Origin of the sequence: Paenibacillus sedimenti (assembly GCF_014534655.1) — a bacterium.
GTDB classification, from domain to species: Bacteria; Bacillota; Bacilli; order Paenibacillales; family NBRC-103111; genus Paenibacillus_E; species Paenibacillus_E sedimenti.
The window spans coordinates 52,429-67,010 of the sequence record NZ_JACVVD010000002.1; the positions used below are offsets into that span (position 1 = coordinate 52,429).

Below are 14,582 nucleotides of genomic sequence, written 5' to 3' on the forward strand. Positions count from 1 at the left end.
ATCTCATCGATACCGATAGAAAACCGTGTTACGTCCAGTTGCCTTATTAACTTGATGCGTAGGGGGGACTACTTAGTTCCCCCAAACACCTTAGATCTCTCCGGTACGACTCTTAGCATTGTCCGGTTTTGGCTGCTTTCTTTCCCCCTTATACTGAAGAGGCAACAATCAAAGGGAGGTATTGAATTGAAAAAAAGAAAAGCGCTTACAACGTTAACGGCTGTTTCTTTATCGATCGCCATGCTCGCGCTCAGTGCTTGCGGTACAGATACAGCGCCTGCGGCAACGCAAACCGATCAGCCGAAATCGACGGACACCAAAGCCACCGGGCAACCTGCGACGAAAAAAGATCCGGTAACCTTCACTTACTTTCTGAATGCGCCCGGAGATAACGTGCCTGAGCATACCAAGTTGGGCGATATCATCACGGAAAAGACAGGCGTCACCATCAAATATGAGCGTCTTGTCGGCGAAATCGAGCAGAAGCTCGGGGTTATGATCGCCGGCGGCGATTACCCGGACCTCATATATGGCGGGGATAAAATGTTTAAGCTGGTCGATGCGAAAGCGCTGATCCCGCTCGAGGATTTGATCGAGAAGCATGCGCCGAACCTTAAGAAGATTTACGGTCCTTATTGGGATCGCATCAAAGCGGCGGACGGACATATCTACGCGCTGCCTTACGCGGCCCCGACCGGCAAGCCGAATAAATGGGTAAATGCGGCGTTCTGGGTACAGAAGCAGGTGCTGAAGGAAGCCGGTTATCCGAAAATTACTACATTCGACCAGTATACGGCGCTGCTTCGGGATTATGCGAAAAAGCATCCGAAGATTGATGGTGCGGATACGATTCCTTTTGAGATTTTGACTTACGACTGGCGCAACTTTACGCTAACAACGGCTATGCAGTTCCTGGCTGGAGGACCGAACGATTCCCGGGCTATGGTCAATCCGGAGACGAATCAATTGACGTTCTACCAGACGGACGAGAACATAACGAAGAAGTACTATTCCAAACTGAACGACATGTATAACGAAGGCATGATCGATAAAGAGGCATTCGTCATGAACTATGACCAATACCTGGCGAAGCTGTCCAGCGGCCGCGTACTTGGCATGTTCGACCAATCCTGGCAGTTCCAAGACGCTACAGCCGCGCTGAAGCAGCAGGGCAAGCTCGATCAAATGTACGCTCCGCTGCAATTGACGTTTGACGAAAGCATTAAAGGCGACTACCTGGATACGCCCATGATGAATTACGGTTTCGGCTTCGGTATTTCCGTTACATGTAAAGATCCTGTTCGCGCGATTCAATTCGCAGATTTTATGGCTAGCGACGAAATGCAGATACTGAAAAATTGGGGCGTGAAGGACCAAGACTACAAAGTGGACGACAAAGGCCGTTTCTACCGCACGCAAGAACAACGTGATTTCTTTAAAGTGAAGGAAAATTCCAAAAACTGGAGCGGTGAAGTCCTGTACTTCTGGCCGGGTTCTGCAGGCACCTTACCTGACGGCAACAACTACGATCCGGGCTTTCAGCCTGAGGAAATCGCAGCCGGTTACACCGAAACAGATAAAGCGATTTTGAAGTCGTACGGTGCTATGACGTATGAGGATTTGTTTAATCCGCCGAACCTGAAGCGGAAGTACTTCCCGATCTGGAGTATTGAGCTTTCGGATAAAGCGAAGGTTTTCGACCAAAAGCTTAACGACATTAATAAAAAATACCCGCCGCAAATGGTCGTAGCCAAGTCCAAAGCTGACTTCGACAAGAGCTGGAACGATTACGTCGGAGCAGTCAATAAGTTGGATGTGGCAGGCTGGATGGATGAGCTCACTACAAAGGTGAAAGAGCGTCAGGAGAAATGGAAGTAGCCATACACTAAACATAACGGTGCAGGGCCATGCCGCTCGGGTAGCCCCTGCACCGTTTCATTGTTCGTAAGCCAAGGAGGATTGAGGAACATGGATCTTGTCACTGAAAAGGCTGCCGCAGAGCCCAAGCGCAGATCGAATAGCGGGTCGGCCTTCAGACGGCTGAAGCATCAGAAACTGCTGCTGCTCATGTCGGTACCTTTTGTCATCTACGTCATCGTGTTTAACTATGTTCCGATTTGGGGCTGGCTGATGGCTTTCCAGAATTATAAGTTGGGCAGCAGCATTATGCATAATGAATGGGTAGGTCTGGACCATTTCAAAGAGCTGTTCCAGGACGATGCGTTTATCCGCATTATGCGTAATACGCTGGCGATGAGCTTGATCAACCTTGTGTTCGGTTTCGTCAGTTCGATCGCTCTTGCTTTAATGCTGAACGAAGTGAGGCGGATGTTTTTCAAACGTCTCGTCCAGACGATCAGCTATTTGCCGCATTTTATCTCATGGGTCGTTGCTGCGAATCTGATCATGACGATGCTCTCCTTGGATGGCGTGGTGAATCGTGTATTGCTTAAGCTGCATCTGATTCAAGAGCCGATTCTGCTGCTGTCCAATCCGCACGCGTTCTGGTGGGTCATTGGGGCTTCTAACGTATGGAAGGAAGTCGGTTGGAGCGCCATTATTTATTTGGCCGCGATGTCGATGATCGATCCTGCGCTTTATGAAGCGGCCAGTATGGACGGTGCGGGAAGATTCCGCAAAATGTGGAGTATCACGCTCCCGGGCATCCGTCCTATAATTATGATTCTGCTCATCATGAGCATCGGGCATATTCTTGACGCCGGTTTTGAGCAGCAGTACTTGCTTCAGAACAGCATGGTGACCGACTTCGCGGAAACGATCGATATTTTCGTCTTGAAATACGGAATTAATTTATCGCGCTATTCCTTTGCGACCGCTGCGGGAATTTTTAAATCCGTCATCAGTATTGTGCTGCTGATGCTGGCGAATCAAGCGGCCAAGCGGCTGGGACAAGAAAGACTTTATTAGAAGCAGGGGGCGGCTGTTATGGGACTTGTGAAGATGAGATTAAAAAAGAATGGCATCGGCGATACGGTCTTCGATTCCATTAATGCGGTGCTGCTTCTCTGCCTGATGATCGTTACGCTATATCCATTCATCAATACGGCGGCGGTTTCGCTCAATCAAGCGACGGATACGACGCTGGGCAGCACGTTTTTATGGCCTCGCAAACCGACCTGGTATAACTATCAGACGATTTTTAAAGATCATACGATATATCACGCTTTTCTGATATCTGTACTGCGTACGGTGATTGGCACCGTGACCAGCGTGTTTTGTACGGCGATGCTGGCGTATACGATCAGCCGCAAGGATTTTGTGCTGCGGAAGCCGATCTCGATGATTTTTGTGTTTACGATGTATTTTAGCGGCGGATTGATTCCGGTCTACATGCTGATCAAAAACGTTCATCTGACGAATTCGTTCTGGGTGTACATCATTCCCGGGCTTGTCGGCGCATTTAACCTGATTGTCATCCGTTCCTCCATTGAAGGCTTGCCGGAAAGCCTGGTGGAATCGGCCAAAATGGACGGTGCGAACGATTTTACGGTGTTTATCCGGATCATCTTGCCGCTCAGCATGCCGGCGATCGCGACAGTCGCTCTGTTCGTTGCCGTCGGGCAGTGGAACAGCTGGTTCGATACCTTTTTATACAACTCTTCGAAAATCAATCTGTCCACGCTGCAGTATGAACTGATGAAAAAGCTGCAGTCCGCCAATCTCAGCATTGGGGGATCGGCCACATCCGCATTCGTGAACAGCAAAAATATGAGCTCTAACATCGTCACGCCAACTTCGATACGCGCTGCGATAACGATGCTTGCAACAGTGCCGATTCTTGTCGTGTATCCGTTTCTGCAAAAGTATTTTGTGAAGGGCTTGACGCTGGGCGGCGTAAAAGAATAAGGATGCGGCGGTAAAAGTATGCTAAAATTAACATAAATTCATGAAAACGGATTCAACTTATCTTCACCCCGCAGGAGGTCTCCTCTTGAACTTACGAACGCTCATCATGCGCTGGAACAATTTGCGGCTTAGGAATAAGCTGCTCTTTCTTTACTTTGTCGCTGTATTTTTACCCGTCATGATCACCAACGCAGTCTTTTATCAAATAACGGCAGAAAATGTGAAATCGCAAAAAATTTCCGACCTGAATCATGCTCTGGAGACGAACAAAGATAATTTTCGCAAGGTGATTGACGGTATTATCGGAATCTCCGCCGTTCTGTATACGGATAGCGTGCTCAGCGATGCGTTGGATAAGCGGTATTCGAGCACAAATGAGATGCTGACCGCCTATAATGAAATTCTGAACAGCTCCGTCAACCAGTTCGTGCCGATCAACAAGCAATTCTATAACGCCTACCTCTATACAAATAACGATTCGTTGATTTCTTCAGGTGTACTGCGGTTTATCGACAGAAAGACGGAGAATGAAGAATGGTACAGGCGTTTACAGGCGAGTCCGACAATCGGAGAACTGCATTTGTATACGAACAAACCGGGTGGCAGCGGTAATATGGGTACTCCTGCGGGCAAGCAAGATCAGGCTTTTCTCAGCGTAATCAGGAAACTGGATTTTTTCCGCAAGAGCGAGTCCTATACGAAGCTACTAAAGATCGATATTTTGCCGCAGTTCGTCAAAGAGACGCTTGAGGACAGCGCTTTTGAGGGGAAGATTTACCTCGTTAACGAGGAAGGCACGGTGGTATACGCATCCAGCCAAAGCGATGTGCCGCTAAAGGAGCAGATGCAAGATGAACGCAGCCTGGTTCTCTCCAGCCGTTTCGATCGCGTGAATTACTTGAAGGGCTGGCAGATGATCGGCATTTATCCGAAAGGGCAACTCATCGGGGCATTGACCAAATCCCGGCTGTCCTTTGTATACCTGACCTGCGCTAACTTAATCGTGCCCAGCCTGATCATTATGGTGCTGTCCCGTTCTCTGAATTCACGGATCGTTCTGCTGTGGAAGCAGATGAAGCTGGTGAAGAACCAGCATTTTACCCCGCTGCGCGTGGAACAGGCGAATGACGAGATCGGGCAGCTGACCGAGGAATTCAACCGGATGACGATTCAAATCAGTGAGCTGATCCGCGACGTGTATGTGGCCGAGCTCGATCGCAGGCAAGCGCAGTTGAATGCTTTGCAAAGTCAGATCAATCCTCATTTTCTCTTTAATACGTTAGAAACCATTCGCATGAATAGTCTGGTCAAAAACGAGCCGGAAACGGCTGCCGTTATTAAAAGACTCGCCCGCAGCTTCCGCCGTTCATTAACATGGGGCAACGACTGGATTCCGATTCGTGAGGAGATGGAATTTATCCACGACTTTCTGGAAATTCAGAAGTTCCGTTTCGAGCACCGGCTTACTTACGAGATGAAGATCGACGAGGAAGTTCTCGATGTTTATGTACCCAAGATGAGCCTGCTGCCGATTGTTGAAAACGCATGCATTCATGGCATAGAGGGGCTTGAAAAAGCTGGTTTCATTCACATTCGAGGCTTTAGCTCAGACACAAGCGTAAGGTTCGAGGTCAGTGACAATGGCGTCGGGATGAGTGCGGAGAAGTTGGAAGCGCTGCTTGACTCACTTCAAAGCGACGGGGGGAATCACGGTGACCATGTTGGATTGCGAAATGTACATAACCGGCTGAAGCTCAGTTTTGATCGGGAATTTAAGATCGTGTTTACTTCCGGGCCGGGAGAAGGAACGACGGTTCAGGTTAGCATTCCGAAGAGTTCAGGCAGGGACCAAACAACGTTAAGCGATGGGAGGAACACGCATGTATCGCACACTTCTGGTCGAGGATGAAAGGAAAATGAGGGAAGGCTTGAAACGTATCGTTCCCTGGAATGAGCATGGCTTTCACTTATGCGGCGATGTGGAGAACGGCCGTGAAGCACTATCTTTTATCGAACAGGAAAAGCCCGATCTCGTGATTACGGATGTGCGGATGCCCGTGCTGAACGGACTGGAGCTTATGATGGAGGTATCCGGCCGAATTGACTGCCAATTTATTTTCATCTCCGGCTTCAGCGAGTTTGAATACGTGAAAGTAGCGCTTCGTTACGGGGCCATCGATTATTTGTTGAAGCCGCTTGATGAGGATCAACTGGTGGAGGCTTTGACCAGAGCGAAGCAGCGATTGGACAGGGAGGCCGCCTTGTATACGCAGCCGCAGTCTTCGAGCTCTGTGAACGACGCAGTCAATGAGGTGATTGCGTATATTAGGGACAAATATAACGATCATCTTACGATCAAAGAAATCGCCGGCAGGCTGTACATGCATCCGATCTATCTAGGCCAGTTGTTCAAGAAAAAGACGGGCGTTTATTTCAATGATTACGTCCATCAAACCCGGGCCCAGGAAGCGCAGCGGCTGCTGCAGGCCACGTCCAAAAAGGTGTTTGAAATCGCTATGGAAGTGGGCTACAGCGACTGCGACTACTTCGTTCAGCAGTTCAAAAAAGCGACCGGCTACACGCCTTCCCAATACCGGACTCATGCATGCAGGATAACCTGATAGATAGGAGGAAAATCTGCTGCAGATAGGAGGGTACATGATGGTAGTAAAACGCATATGCGCTGCGCTGGCGGCCCTTGTCGCGGTGTTCATGCTGCTCAGCTCTTGTGACGGGGCATCACGATCGCCTGAAGCAAGCAAGAAAGAACCCATCACGTTTACCTATTTTCTTAATGCTCCCGGCGACATTGTTCCTGAACATACGGAGATTGGCGATAAGATAACGGAGAAGACAGGCGTCACGATTCAATATGAACGTGTAGTGGGAGAAATTGAGCAAAAGCTTGGCGTCATGATCGCCGGCGGCAATTATCCGGATCTCATTTATGGCGGGGACAAAATGTTCCTGCTGGCTGATGCGAAAGCGCTCATTCCGCTCGAGAATCTGATTGAACAACATGCTCCTACGCTCAAAAAAATGTACGGTCCCTATTGGGAGCGGATCAAAGCGTCGGATGGGCATATATATGCCCTGCCTTATGGGGTTCCGACCGGACAATCCCCCGGTTGGATCAATGCAGCCTTTTGGGTGCAAAAAAAGGTGTTAAAGGAAGCGGGCTACCCCCAAATAAAAACGTTCGACCAGTATGCGGAGCTGCTGGAGGGCTATTACCGCCGGCATCCGAAACATGATGGCCAGGATACGATTCCTTTTGAAATACTGACTTACGATTTACGTAATTTCACACTGACGACAGCGATGCAATTTCTGGCTGGAGGTCCGAATGATTCCCGGGCTCTGGTTGATCCGGATACGCACGAACTCAAGTTCTATCAGACGGATGAAATGATCACGAAGCGATACTACGCAAAGCTCAACGAGATGTTTGGCAAAGGTTTGATCGATAAGGAAGCCTTCGTTATGAACTACAGCCAGTACTTGGATAAGTTGTCCAGCGGGCGGGTACTGGGGATGTTCGATCAATCGTGGCAGTTCCTGGAGGCGCAGATGGTGCTTAAGCAGCAAGGCAAGCTGGATGACATGTACGCACCGCTTCAATTGACGTTCGATGAAGGCATGAACGCGGAATATTTGGAGCCTGCGACGATGAACTATGGCTTCGGTTTTGGCATTACGATTAATTGCAAAGATCCGGTGCGTGCGATTGAATTTGCGGATTATATGGCCAGTGATGAAGCGCAGCTTCTCCGGAATTGGGGCATTCGGGATAAGGATTACAAGGTGAGTGATCAAGGCCGTTTTTACCGGACGGAAGAACAGCGCGCTTTTTTTAAGGATAAAGAAAATAGACGTCGTTGGAATGGCGATATTATGTATTATTGGCCTGGTTATACGGGGACGCTGGAGGGTGGAAACAACTACGACCCGCAATCCCAACCGGAGGAAAAAGAGGCGGGATATTCGCAGACGGATAAGGAGCTGCTCAAGGCGTATGGGGTTCGTACTTATGAGGATTTGTTCAATTCGCCGAACCTGAAGCGCAAATATTTTCCTGCATGGAGCATCGAGCTTTCGGATAAAGCCAAAGTATTCGATCAGAAAATGAATGACATTAATAAAAAATACCCGCCGCAGATGGTCGTCGCCGCCTCGAAGGAGGAGTTCAACCGATACTGGAACGAGTATGTGAGCGCAGTTCATAACCTGGATGTGGCAAGCTGGCTTGACGAACTGACGGTGAAAATAAGAGAGCGCCAGATGAAGTGGTGAACAGCTTGGCCGCGTTCTCATTCATACCCTCCGCTGCTGCGCCTGATACTGTCTCGGCGGGAGACCTACGGCTTTTTTGAATGTACGAATGAAGTTGGAGTAGTCATTAAAACCGGCCAGCTGACATGCATCAGTGACGGTATTGCCTTCCCGCAACAGCAGCTTCGCTTTCGCGATCCGCTTGAATAGAATGTGCTCGTGGATGGTGCTTCCCGTATGCTTTTTGAACAGTCGGCATAGGTATGAGCGGTTCATATATACAACCTGTTCGAGCGTGTCGAGCGACAGGTCCTGATCGAGATTCTCATCGATATAAGTGAGGAGCGAAGTAAGCTTGTCTGGAATGATGCCTTGCTCTTCCTGGTTGCCTTGACTTTGAAATATCCGGTTGATAAAGACGAGCAGCTCAATAAAAGCAGAAACGTACAGCACTTCGGAGCCTGCGCGGGACCCGGGACTGCTATGAATATCCAAGCGCTCGTAAAGCTTCATAATGTCATCGATCTGCTGAGGCGTAAGTCTCATCCGGTTCTGCTCGCCCATAACCCGGTTGTTGAAGCAGTCGAGCAAGTCAAACTGCGGCGAGCTGAAAGCTTTGATAAGCTTGGGATTAAAGTGAATGACAATATTTTCGTATCGCTGTTTTTTGGATTGAAAATTAGGCCTATGCAGTTCATTGCTGTGCATAATGAGAAGATCCCCATATTGAAGCGGGTATACTTGCTTTTCAATAAAATAATGGACATCGCCGGTCAGGAAGAAGTAGATTTCGTATAAGTCGTGGTGCTGGTGAAAATCCAGATGGACCGGATCGTAGGTGACTCCATGCCTGAAATTGATGGCTTGTTGCAAGTTTTGGTATAGTTCCTGCATGCGTGATATTCTCCTTGTTTGGAGTGAGAATGCGGTCAATATAAGCAAACTTTTGCCCAATTATTGCAATGAATACGTTTTTATTATACTGCAAAATAAAGGAGAGATAAACTATTGACGAGGTGAAGTGATGATGAAACTATCCGTATTTACCGTAGCTACACCAGACCTGACACCGGAAGAGCTGACTAAGGCTGCGCAAGACGCAGGTATTGACGGTATTGAATGGCGATATAAAGAAATTCCCGCAGATGCATTGAATGAGCAACCTTCTTTTTGGAGAAATAACCTTTGCTCCATTAATCCATCCGCATCCGATGAGGAGCTGGAACGATTCAGATTGGCAGCAGTTGAGCGGAATTTGGTGAACCTGAGTGTGACGCCGTACTTGTCCTGCGGCGATGTTGCCGGTACAGAGCGCGTTATGCAGGCGGCGAAAAAATTGGGAGCGCGATTCATCCGCATAGGCGTTCCGGGCTATGATGGACGCAAAAACTACAACGATTTGTACGCTGAAGCGGTGGATTACATTCATCATGTGCAGGAGCTTTCGCAGCAGTACGGCGTTAAAGGGTTGCTGGAAATCCATCACAAAACCATCGCGCCTAGCGCAGGTCTGGTGCATCGGATCGTATCCGGCTTCAATCCGGAGCATATCGGCGTCCTGCACGATGCGGGCAATATGGTGCACGAGGGCTTTGAGAATTTCCGCATGGGCCTCGAGCTGCTCGGGCCATACCTCGCTCACGTTCACGTCAAGAACGCCCAGTGGGTGCCGACTGGCGAGCGCCAAGACGGAATCGCGCTTTGGAAAAGCGAGTGGTCGCCGCTGGACGAGGGCATCGTGAACTGGAAGCAGCTGCTCGGCGAACTGAAAGCAGTCGGTTACGACGGTTATCTCGGCATCGAGGATTTCAGCGGGCAGTATGGTTCACGAGAGATGCTGCACAATTTTTCGGCAAAAGTGAAGCAGTGGCTGGTTTAAGTCAGGTATACGTTTATGAGAAAGTCCCGGCGTTCTTCTTGAACGAGCGGGACTTTTTGTTGTTTGGCTCTGTTATCATTGATTGGATTCGCTCCTTCGGCAACCTCATCGTGATGATTGGAACGTAAGCGTAAAATAGTCCACTCCTGAAGATGGGAACTCGGTTTGGTAACCGTTTATCTCAATCATGTACCAACGCCGCCCGTAATGTCGTAATACCATGTTCGAGGTAACCCTTGAGACAAGTCAACATATACACCCAGCCTTCTTTATTGCCTACAAGCAACGGAATCAATCCCTCGTTTTCGACAAATCCTTCCTCGTTCACTTCCACAATGGTGCTTTTCTCGTCCGTTTGCGTGAATGTTATGGTAACAAGGTGTATATTGCCATAATCCCATTCGAAGGCGATTTTTTTGTCTTTCACGATTTCCTTAACCTTGATTTCGCCTTCCGCGTTGTATTCTTTATAGAGTAACTTGATCGTCTTGCCCGATTCCCATCGTTCGGAAATGGAGGAGAACCAGAAGTTGCCGATTTTCGCGGGATCAACAAATGCCTCAAATACATCATTAGCGGGCTTGAGTATTTTCATTTTAGTTAAGTTGTTCATGTATAGTTCTCCTTCAATTTATTTATTATTATGTGTTTTATAACTTTATGTTAGGTAGATTATAGCATACATAAATTGTTGATTCCCCACAGCCAATTTGTGTAAGATAGAATTCAAGAATCTGCATGAGGGGGAAAGCCATGACGCGCTCGAAATCGCTCTGGTTGCTGCTGATCTGGTTTCTGGCTGCTGCATCTTGCCTGCTTGTGCTTAAAGAAACCGGTGTTTGGTCCCGATTAGATATGGATTTTCTCAGCGATTGGCTAAGAGATCTAGGCTTCGCGGGTGGTTTGCTGTATATGATCGCCTACACGCTGCGTCCGTTGGTGCTGTTTCCGGCCACACCTTTGACGATCTTTGGAGGATTCGTATTTGGCGCCTTCTGGGGAACGGTGTACGACATCATTGGAGCCGGCGCAGGAGCAATGCTTTCTTTTTATATTACTCGAAAATGGGGCAGGACCGGCTTCCAGCGAATTCTGCGGAATAAGAAGCTTCAGACCTTTGACCGGAAAGCGGAAGAGAACGGCTTCATGGTCGTCTTGTACATGCGGCTTATGCCTTTTTTTCCGTTTGATGGCGTCAGTTATGGGGCCGGACTTTCCAAAATCCGGTTTTGGGACTATACGTGGGCCACGCTGATTGGTATAATTCCAGGTGCGATTGTGTATAACGTATTCGGCGCATCGCTGCAGGAGATCGGATCTGAGGATTTCTATTGGGCTATAGCCCTTTATGTTGTCTTTGCGCTTTTGCCGTTTGCGTTTAAAAAGCGAGAGAAGAATCTGTCTTCCGATGAGGGCTAGCGGGGCCTAGGATCATGAGAATGTAGGGGGAATATGGGGATGCAAGGAAAACGGTTGTACAAGGATTTGCTCTGGGGGTTTGCGGCAGCATTCATCTTGCTTGTTGGTTTTGTCGTACTTTCACAATCCTTAGCCTCAGGCTGGTTGGAAAGCTTCGACGTCATCGTCACAGATGCGATACAATCGACAAGAAGTGACGGGTTGACGCCAATTGCCAAGTTTTTTACGACACTGGGCAAAGGAAGCACAGAATTTATTCTTTTCTTTATGGTTGCGGCTCTATTTTTATTTAAATTTAAGCATAGATGGGAGACGCTCATCCTTTTCCTTGGCGTATTGGGTACCTGGGGACTGAACACGCTGCTCAAAGGCATATTTGAAAGGGCGCGCCCAGTCGGACAACGGTTGATCGAGGAGGATGGCTTCAGCTTCCCGAGCGGCCATGCGATGGTATCCAGCTTGTTTTACGGGCTGATCGGGTATTTGCTATGGATCAATTTGCGGCGCACGTGGAAGGGAGCTTGGCTCATTCCAGTCATTACGGTTCTTGTTATTATTTGCATCGGGTTAAGCCGCGTTTATCTGGGCGTGCATTATCCAAGTGACGTGCTGGCAGGATTTGCTGCCGGCGTTGCCTGTCTGATAGGCTGCATTTTGGCTATACAGGTTATTAGAAACCGTCGATCAATCAAAAAGTAATTTCTTATAGGATGGTTGATCTTCCAACCCCTTCTACCGCTTGGGCGTGCAGAAGGGGTTTTTGGGCAAAGATGGATAGGCTGGGAGCCAACCTGATGGAGGGCAGAGTTTACTTGCGGAAGGCTCATCGAAAGCGGTTATTCTACCATTTAATTTCTTTGCTTTTTATCAATCTCCTGACGGCATGTAAGATGAAGCGGACAGACATAAATTCTCCCCGTATCCATAAACTGTCAGTATTGAGTATAATTGCTTAACGGCAGCGTACAAACGCCAGATCGCAGGCTGATGAAGTCCACCATATACCTTTCTTTCTAAGCAATCTCGGACAATGCCACGTGGCTTGTCCTTTTTCTTTTGGCGGCGAGCGAGGTATAATCTATGAAATGATCACCCCGTGAGAATGGACAGAAAGAAGGGATGAATGTGCTGAAGCTCAGTATTCTCGACCAGTCGCCGGTATCATCCGGCTTCACGCATAGCGAGGCGCTGCAGCAAACGATCCAGTTGGCTCAGGCTGCAGACCGCCTCGGCTACACCCGTTTCTGGGTGTCGGAGCACCATAATTCGGCCGGCCTTGCCGGGTCATCGCCCGAGGTGCTACTCTCCACGCTCGCGGCCCGCACGAGCCGCATCCGGCTCGGCTCCGGCGGCGTGCTGCTGCCCCACTACAGCGCCTATAAGGTCGCTGAGAATTTTCGCATGCTCGAGGCGCTCTACCCGGGGCGCATCGACTTAGGCATCGGGCGTGCGCCAGGAGGCACGCCGCATACGGCCAAGGCGCTGCGGGGCGTCAGCGCCGATCTGTTCGAGGGACTTGAGCGGTTCCCGGCTCAAGTCTCGGATCTGCTGCGGTTCCTCACCGATTCGGTGGAACCGGGGCATGTGTTCGAGGGCATCCGCGCCACACCTTTGGTGGACGGGGTGCCCCAGGTTTGGCTGCTCGGCTCAACCGGGCAGAGCGGGGTGTATGCTTCGCAGGCGGGCGCGGCGTTCTGCTTCGCGCACTTCATCAACGGCGCAGGCGGCCAGCAGGCGGTGCGCAGCTACCGCAAGTCGTTCCGGCCGTCCGCGCTGAATGTCGTCCCGCAGGCGACGGTCTGCATCTATGTGCTCTGCGCGGAAACGGACGAAGAGGCGGAGCGCCAAGCTGCTTCGTTTGATTTAAGGATTTTGCAGGTCGAAAAAGGGGAGTTCGCCGGCGTGCTGCCGCCTGAAGAGGCGCTGGCCTACCCGTATTCCGAGTGGGATCGAACCCGAGTTCGCGACAATCGGTCGCGGATGATTATTGGCGGTCCGAAGCGGGTAAAAGAACAATTGCTGGAGCTAGCGGAAAGCTACGAAGTGGACGAAGTGATGGTGGTAGCAGGCGGCTATCACATGGAGACCAGAGTCCGTACCTGTGAGCTGCTGGCTGAAGCTTTTGGGCTGGGGATCGGGATCAGGTTGTAAGCGTACAAAAAGGCCGTGCAGACTGAAATCCCCGCACGGCCTTCTATTTAGCGGCTGCGTCTCGGCCGCTTGGCAATCTCTTCGGTGACGATGAAAGCCAGCTCCTCGTTGCCGAACAACGACAGTACGCCAAGCAGCGTATCGTCAGGTACTTCGCCTGCTTCTTCTTTAGATACGGTTAGATCCAGTGCCTGCTGAAGGGCAATATTGTCCGTTTGATCCGGATAAGCGCGACGGTATAGTTCAGCCGGATCCAGATCGTTATTGATGCACCATTGGGCGAAAACGAGAATCATCATCTGCTCGTCCCGCTGGTAGTTGCGAATAATTTGCTCTTCCATTTCTTTTCTGCTCATAATAGGATATAACTCCTTATAGTTACTGGGTTCATTATAGCGAAAGCGAAAGCGAAAGTATAGGTGCAATCACAATGATTAAGAATGAGAAAATCAAAGCCTCCGAAGTGCAATTAACCGGATTAAACGGGGAAGACCTCGGCATTATCGCAACTCGAGAGGCACTCGCGATGGCGAAACGTCTTAAGGTGGATTTGGTCTGCACATCACTGATGAGCAGTCCCCCGCCTTGCAAGCTCATCGGCGCCGGACAAGCCAAGCAGGAAGCGCTGCAGGAGAAGCAGCAAGCACGTAAGCTTGAGCAAGGGCCGAAGGTTAAGGAGATCAGGCTGACGCCGCAGATCGAAGATCATGACCTGGAGACGAAGCGGCAGCAGGCTGAGCGCATCCTGCAATCCGGCGACGCCGTCATGCTGGTCGTGAAGATCAGCGGCAAGGAAGGCGCGAAAGCGAAGGAGCTGCTGGAGATGCTGCTCCGGGATTTAAGTCCGCTTGGCCGCAAGCGGACAGGCATTCAGCTTAGCGGCAAACAGGCTGCCGTTCAGCTGGATCCTTTGTAAGAGTAGGTGTCGCCGATAGCGATTGGATCCGACATGACGGCAAGTGCATTCCGGCTTCAGCTAGTTGTCAATGAAGGT

The 14,582-nt window shown here is 49.8% G+C and carries 14 protein-coding genes; 11 read left to right on the forward strand and 3 right to left on the reverse strand.

Going from position 1 to position 14,582, the window contains the following annotated elements; all coding sequences use genetic code 11:
- The first annotated feature begins 186 nt into the window (after nt 1-186).
- The 6 genes from ICC18_RS04945 to ICC18_RS04970 all read left to right on the forward strand — a co-directional run bounded on the left by ICC18_RS04945 (nt 187) and on the right by ICC18_RS04970 (nt 8,160).
- A complete protein-coding gene (locus tag ICC18_RS04945; protein ID WP_188173281.1) occupies nt 187-1,878 on the forward strand; it encodes a type 2 periplasmic-binding domain-containing protein in 1,692 nt (563 codons plus the stop codon).
- A 90-nt stretch (nt 1,879-1,968) separates the two neighbouring features.
- Nucleotides 1,969-2,928 carry an ABC transporter permease gene (locus ICC18_RS04950; protein ID WP_188173282.1) on the forward strand — a complete coding sequence of 320 codons (960 nt, stop codon included), beginning with the start codon at nt 1,969-1,971 and terminating at the stop codon, nt 2,926-2,928.
- 18 nt (nt 2,929-2,946) lie between these two features.
- Nucleotides 2,947-3,867 (forward strand): carbohydrate ABC transporter permease, encoded by a 921-nt coding sequence (locus tag ICC18_RS04955; protein ID WP_188173283.1) that lies wholly within the window; start codon nt 2,947-2,949, stop codon nt 3,865-3,867.
- Between the two features lie 85 nt (nt 3,868-3,952).
- Nucleotides 3,953-5,776: a sensor histidine kinase gene (locus ICC18_RS04960; RefSeq protein WP_188173284.1), complete on the forward strand. Its 1,824-nt coding sequence runs from the start codon at nt 3,953-3,955 to the stop codon at nt 5,774-5,776.
- A complete protein-coding gene (locus ICC18_RS04965; protein WP_188173285.1) occupies nt 5,748-6,488 on the forward strand; it encodes a response regulator transcription factor in 741 nt (246 codons plus the stop codon). The genes ICC18_RS04960 and ICC18_RS04965 overlap by 29 nt, the downstream gene beginning before the upstream one ends.
- Nucleotides 6,489-6,525: 37 nt before the next feature.
- Nucleotides 6,526-8,160 carry an extracellular solute-binding protein gene (locus tag ICC18_RS04970; RefSeq protein WP_188173286.1) on the forward strand — a complete coding sequence of 545 codons (1,635 nt, stop codon included), beginning with the start codon at nt 6,526-6,528 and terminating at the stop codon, nt 8,158-8,160.
- A gap of 21 nt (nt 8,161-8,181) precedes the next feature.
- Here the strand turns inward: ICC18_RS04970 and ICC18_RS04975 are convergent, their stop codons facing one another.
- Entirely contained in the window at nt 8,182-9,033 is an 852-nt protein-coding gene (locus ICC18_RS04975) for an AraC family transcriptional regulator (protein ID WP_188173287.1), read from the reverse strand.
- A 133-nt stretch (nt 9,034-9,166) separates the two neighbouring features.
- Between ICC18_RS04975 and ICC18_RS04980 the strand changes: the two genes are divergently transcribed.
- Complete coding sequence (locus tag ICC18_RS04980; protein WP_188173940.1) at nt 9,167-10,018, forward strand: sugar phosphate isomerase/epimerase family protein; 852 nt, start codon at nt 9,167-9,169, stop codon at nt 10,016-10,018.
- Between the two features lie 181 nt (nt 10,019-10,199).
- On the opposite strand, the gene ICC18_RS04985 is transcribed toward ICC18_RS04980, so the two are convergent.
- Nucleotides 10,200-10,631, reverse strand: a complete 432-nt coding sequence (locus tag ICC18_RS04985) for an SRPBCC family protein (RefSeq protein ID WP_188173288.1) — start codon at nt 10,629-10,631, stop codon at nt 10,200-10,202.
- Between the two features lie 140 nt (nt 10,632-10,771).
- On the opposite strand from ICC18_RS04985, the gene ICC18_RS04990 reads away from it, so the two are divergent.
- The 3 genes from ICC18_RS04990 (at nt 10,772) to ICC18_RS05000 (ending at nt 13,588) form a co-directional block, all read left to right on the forward strand.
- On the forward strand, nt 10,772-11,437 hold the full coding sequence (locus tag ICC18_RS04990) for a TVP38/TMEM64 family protein (RefSeq protein WP_188173289.1): 666 nt from the start codon (nt 10,772-10,774) through the stop codon (nt 11,435-11,437).
- A 39-nt stretch (nt 11,438-11,476) separates the two neighbouring features.
- On the forward strand, nt 11,477-12,136 hold the full coding sequence (locus tag ICC18_RS04995; protein ID WP_188173290.1) for a phosphatase PAP2 family protein: 660 nt from the start codon (nt 11,477-11,479) through the stop codon (nt 12,134-12,136).
- A gap of 426 nt (nt 12,137-12,562) precedes the next feature.
- Nucleotides 12,563-13,588 (forward strand): LLM class flavin-dependent oxidoreductase, encoded by a 1,026-nt coding sequence (locus ICC18_RS05000; protein ID WP_376745612.1) that lies wholly within the window; start codon nt 12,563-12,565, stop codon nt 13,586-13,588.
- 47 nt (nt 13,589-13,635) lie between these two features.
- Here the strand turns inward: ICC18_RS05000 and yxiS are convergent, their stop codons facing one another.
- Nucleotides 13,636-13,944, reverse strand: a complete 309-nt coding sequence (gene yxiS / locus ICC18_RS05005; protein ID WP_188173292.1) for a protein YxiS — start codon at nt 13,942-13,944, stop codon at nt 13,636-13,638.
- 74 nt (nt 13,945-14,018) lie between these two features.
- On the opposite strand from yxiS, the gene infC reads away from it, so the two are divergent.
- Nucleotides 14,019-14,504 carry a translation initiation factor IF-3 gene (gene infC / locus ICC18_RS05010; protein ID WP_188173293.1) on the forward strand — a complete coding sequence of 162 codons (486 nt, stop codon included), beginning with the start codon at nt 14,019-14,021 and terminating at the stop codon, nt 14,502-14,504.
- Nucleotides 14,505-14,582: the final 78 nt, after the last annotated feature.

Coding starts and splice junctions, on each gene's coding strand:
- yxiS (WP_188173292.1), bottom strand. CDS start 13,944: ATGAGCAGAAAAGAAATGGAAGAGCAAATTATTCGCAACTACCAGCGG.
- ICC18_RS04995 (WP_188173290.1), top strand. CDS start 11,477: ATGCAAGGAAAACGGTTGTACAAGGATTTGCTCTGGGGGTTTGCGGCA.
- ICC18_RS04950 (WP_188173282.1), top strand. CDS start 1,969: ATGGATCTTGTCACTGAAAAGGCTGCCGCAGAGCCCAAGCGCAGATCG.
- infC (WP_188173293.1), top strand. CDS start 14,019: ATGATTAAGAATGAGAAAATCAAAGCCTCCGAAGTGCAATTAACCGGA.
- ICC18_RS04985 (WP_188173288.1), bottom strand. CDS start 10,631: ATGAACAACTTAACTAAAATGAAAATACTCAAGCCCGCTAATGATGTA.
- ICC18_RS04955 (WP_188173283.1), top strand. CDS start 2,947: ATGGGACTTGTGAAGATGAGATTAAAAAAGAATGGCATCGGCGATACG.
- ICC18_RS04975 (WP_188173287.1), bottom strand. CDS start 9,033: ATGCAGGAACTATACCAAAACTTGCAACAAGCCATCAATTTCAGGCAT.
- ICC18_RS04970 (WP_188173286.1), top strand. CDS start 6,526: ATGATGGTAGTAAAACGCATATGCGCTGCGCTGGCGGCCCTTGTCGCG.
- ICC18_RS04965 (WP_188173285.1), top strand. CDS start 5,748: ATGTATCGCACACTTCTGGTCGAGGATGAAAGGAAAATGAGGGAAGGC.
- ICC18_RS04990 (WP_188173289.1), top strand. CDS start 10,772: ATGACGCGCTCGAAATCGCTCTGGTTGCTGCTGATCTGGTTTCTGGCT.
- ICC18_RS04980 (WP_188173940.1), top strand. CDS start 9,167: ATGAAACTATCCGTATTTACCGTAGCTACACCAGACCTGACACCGGAA.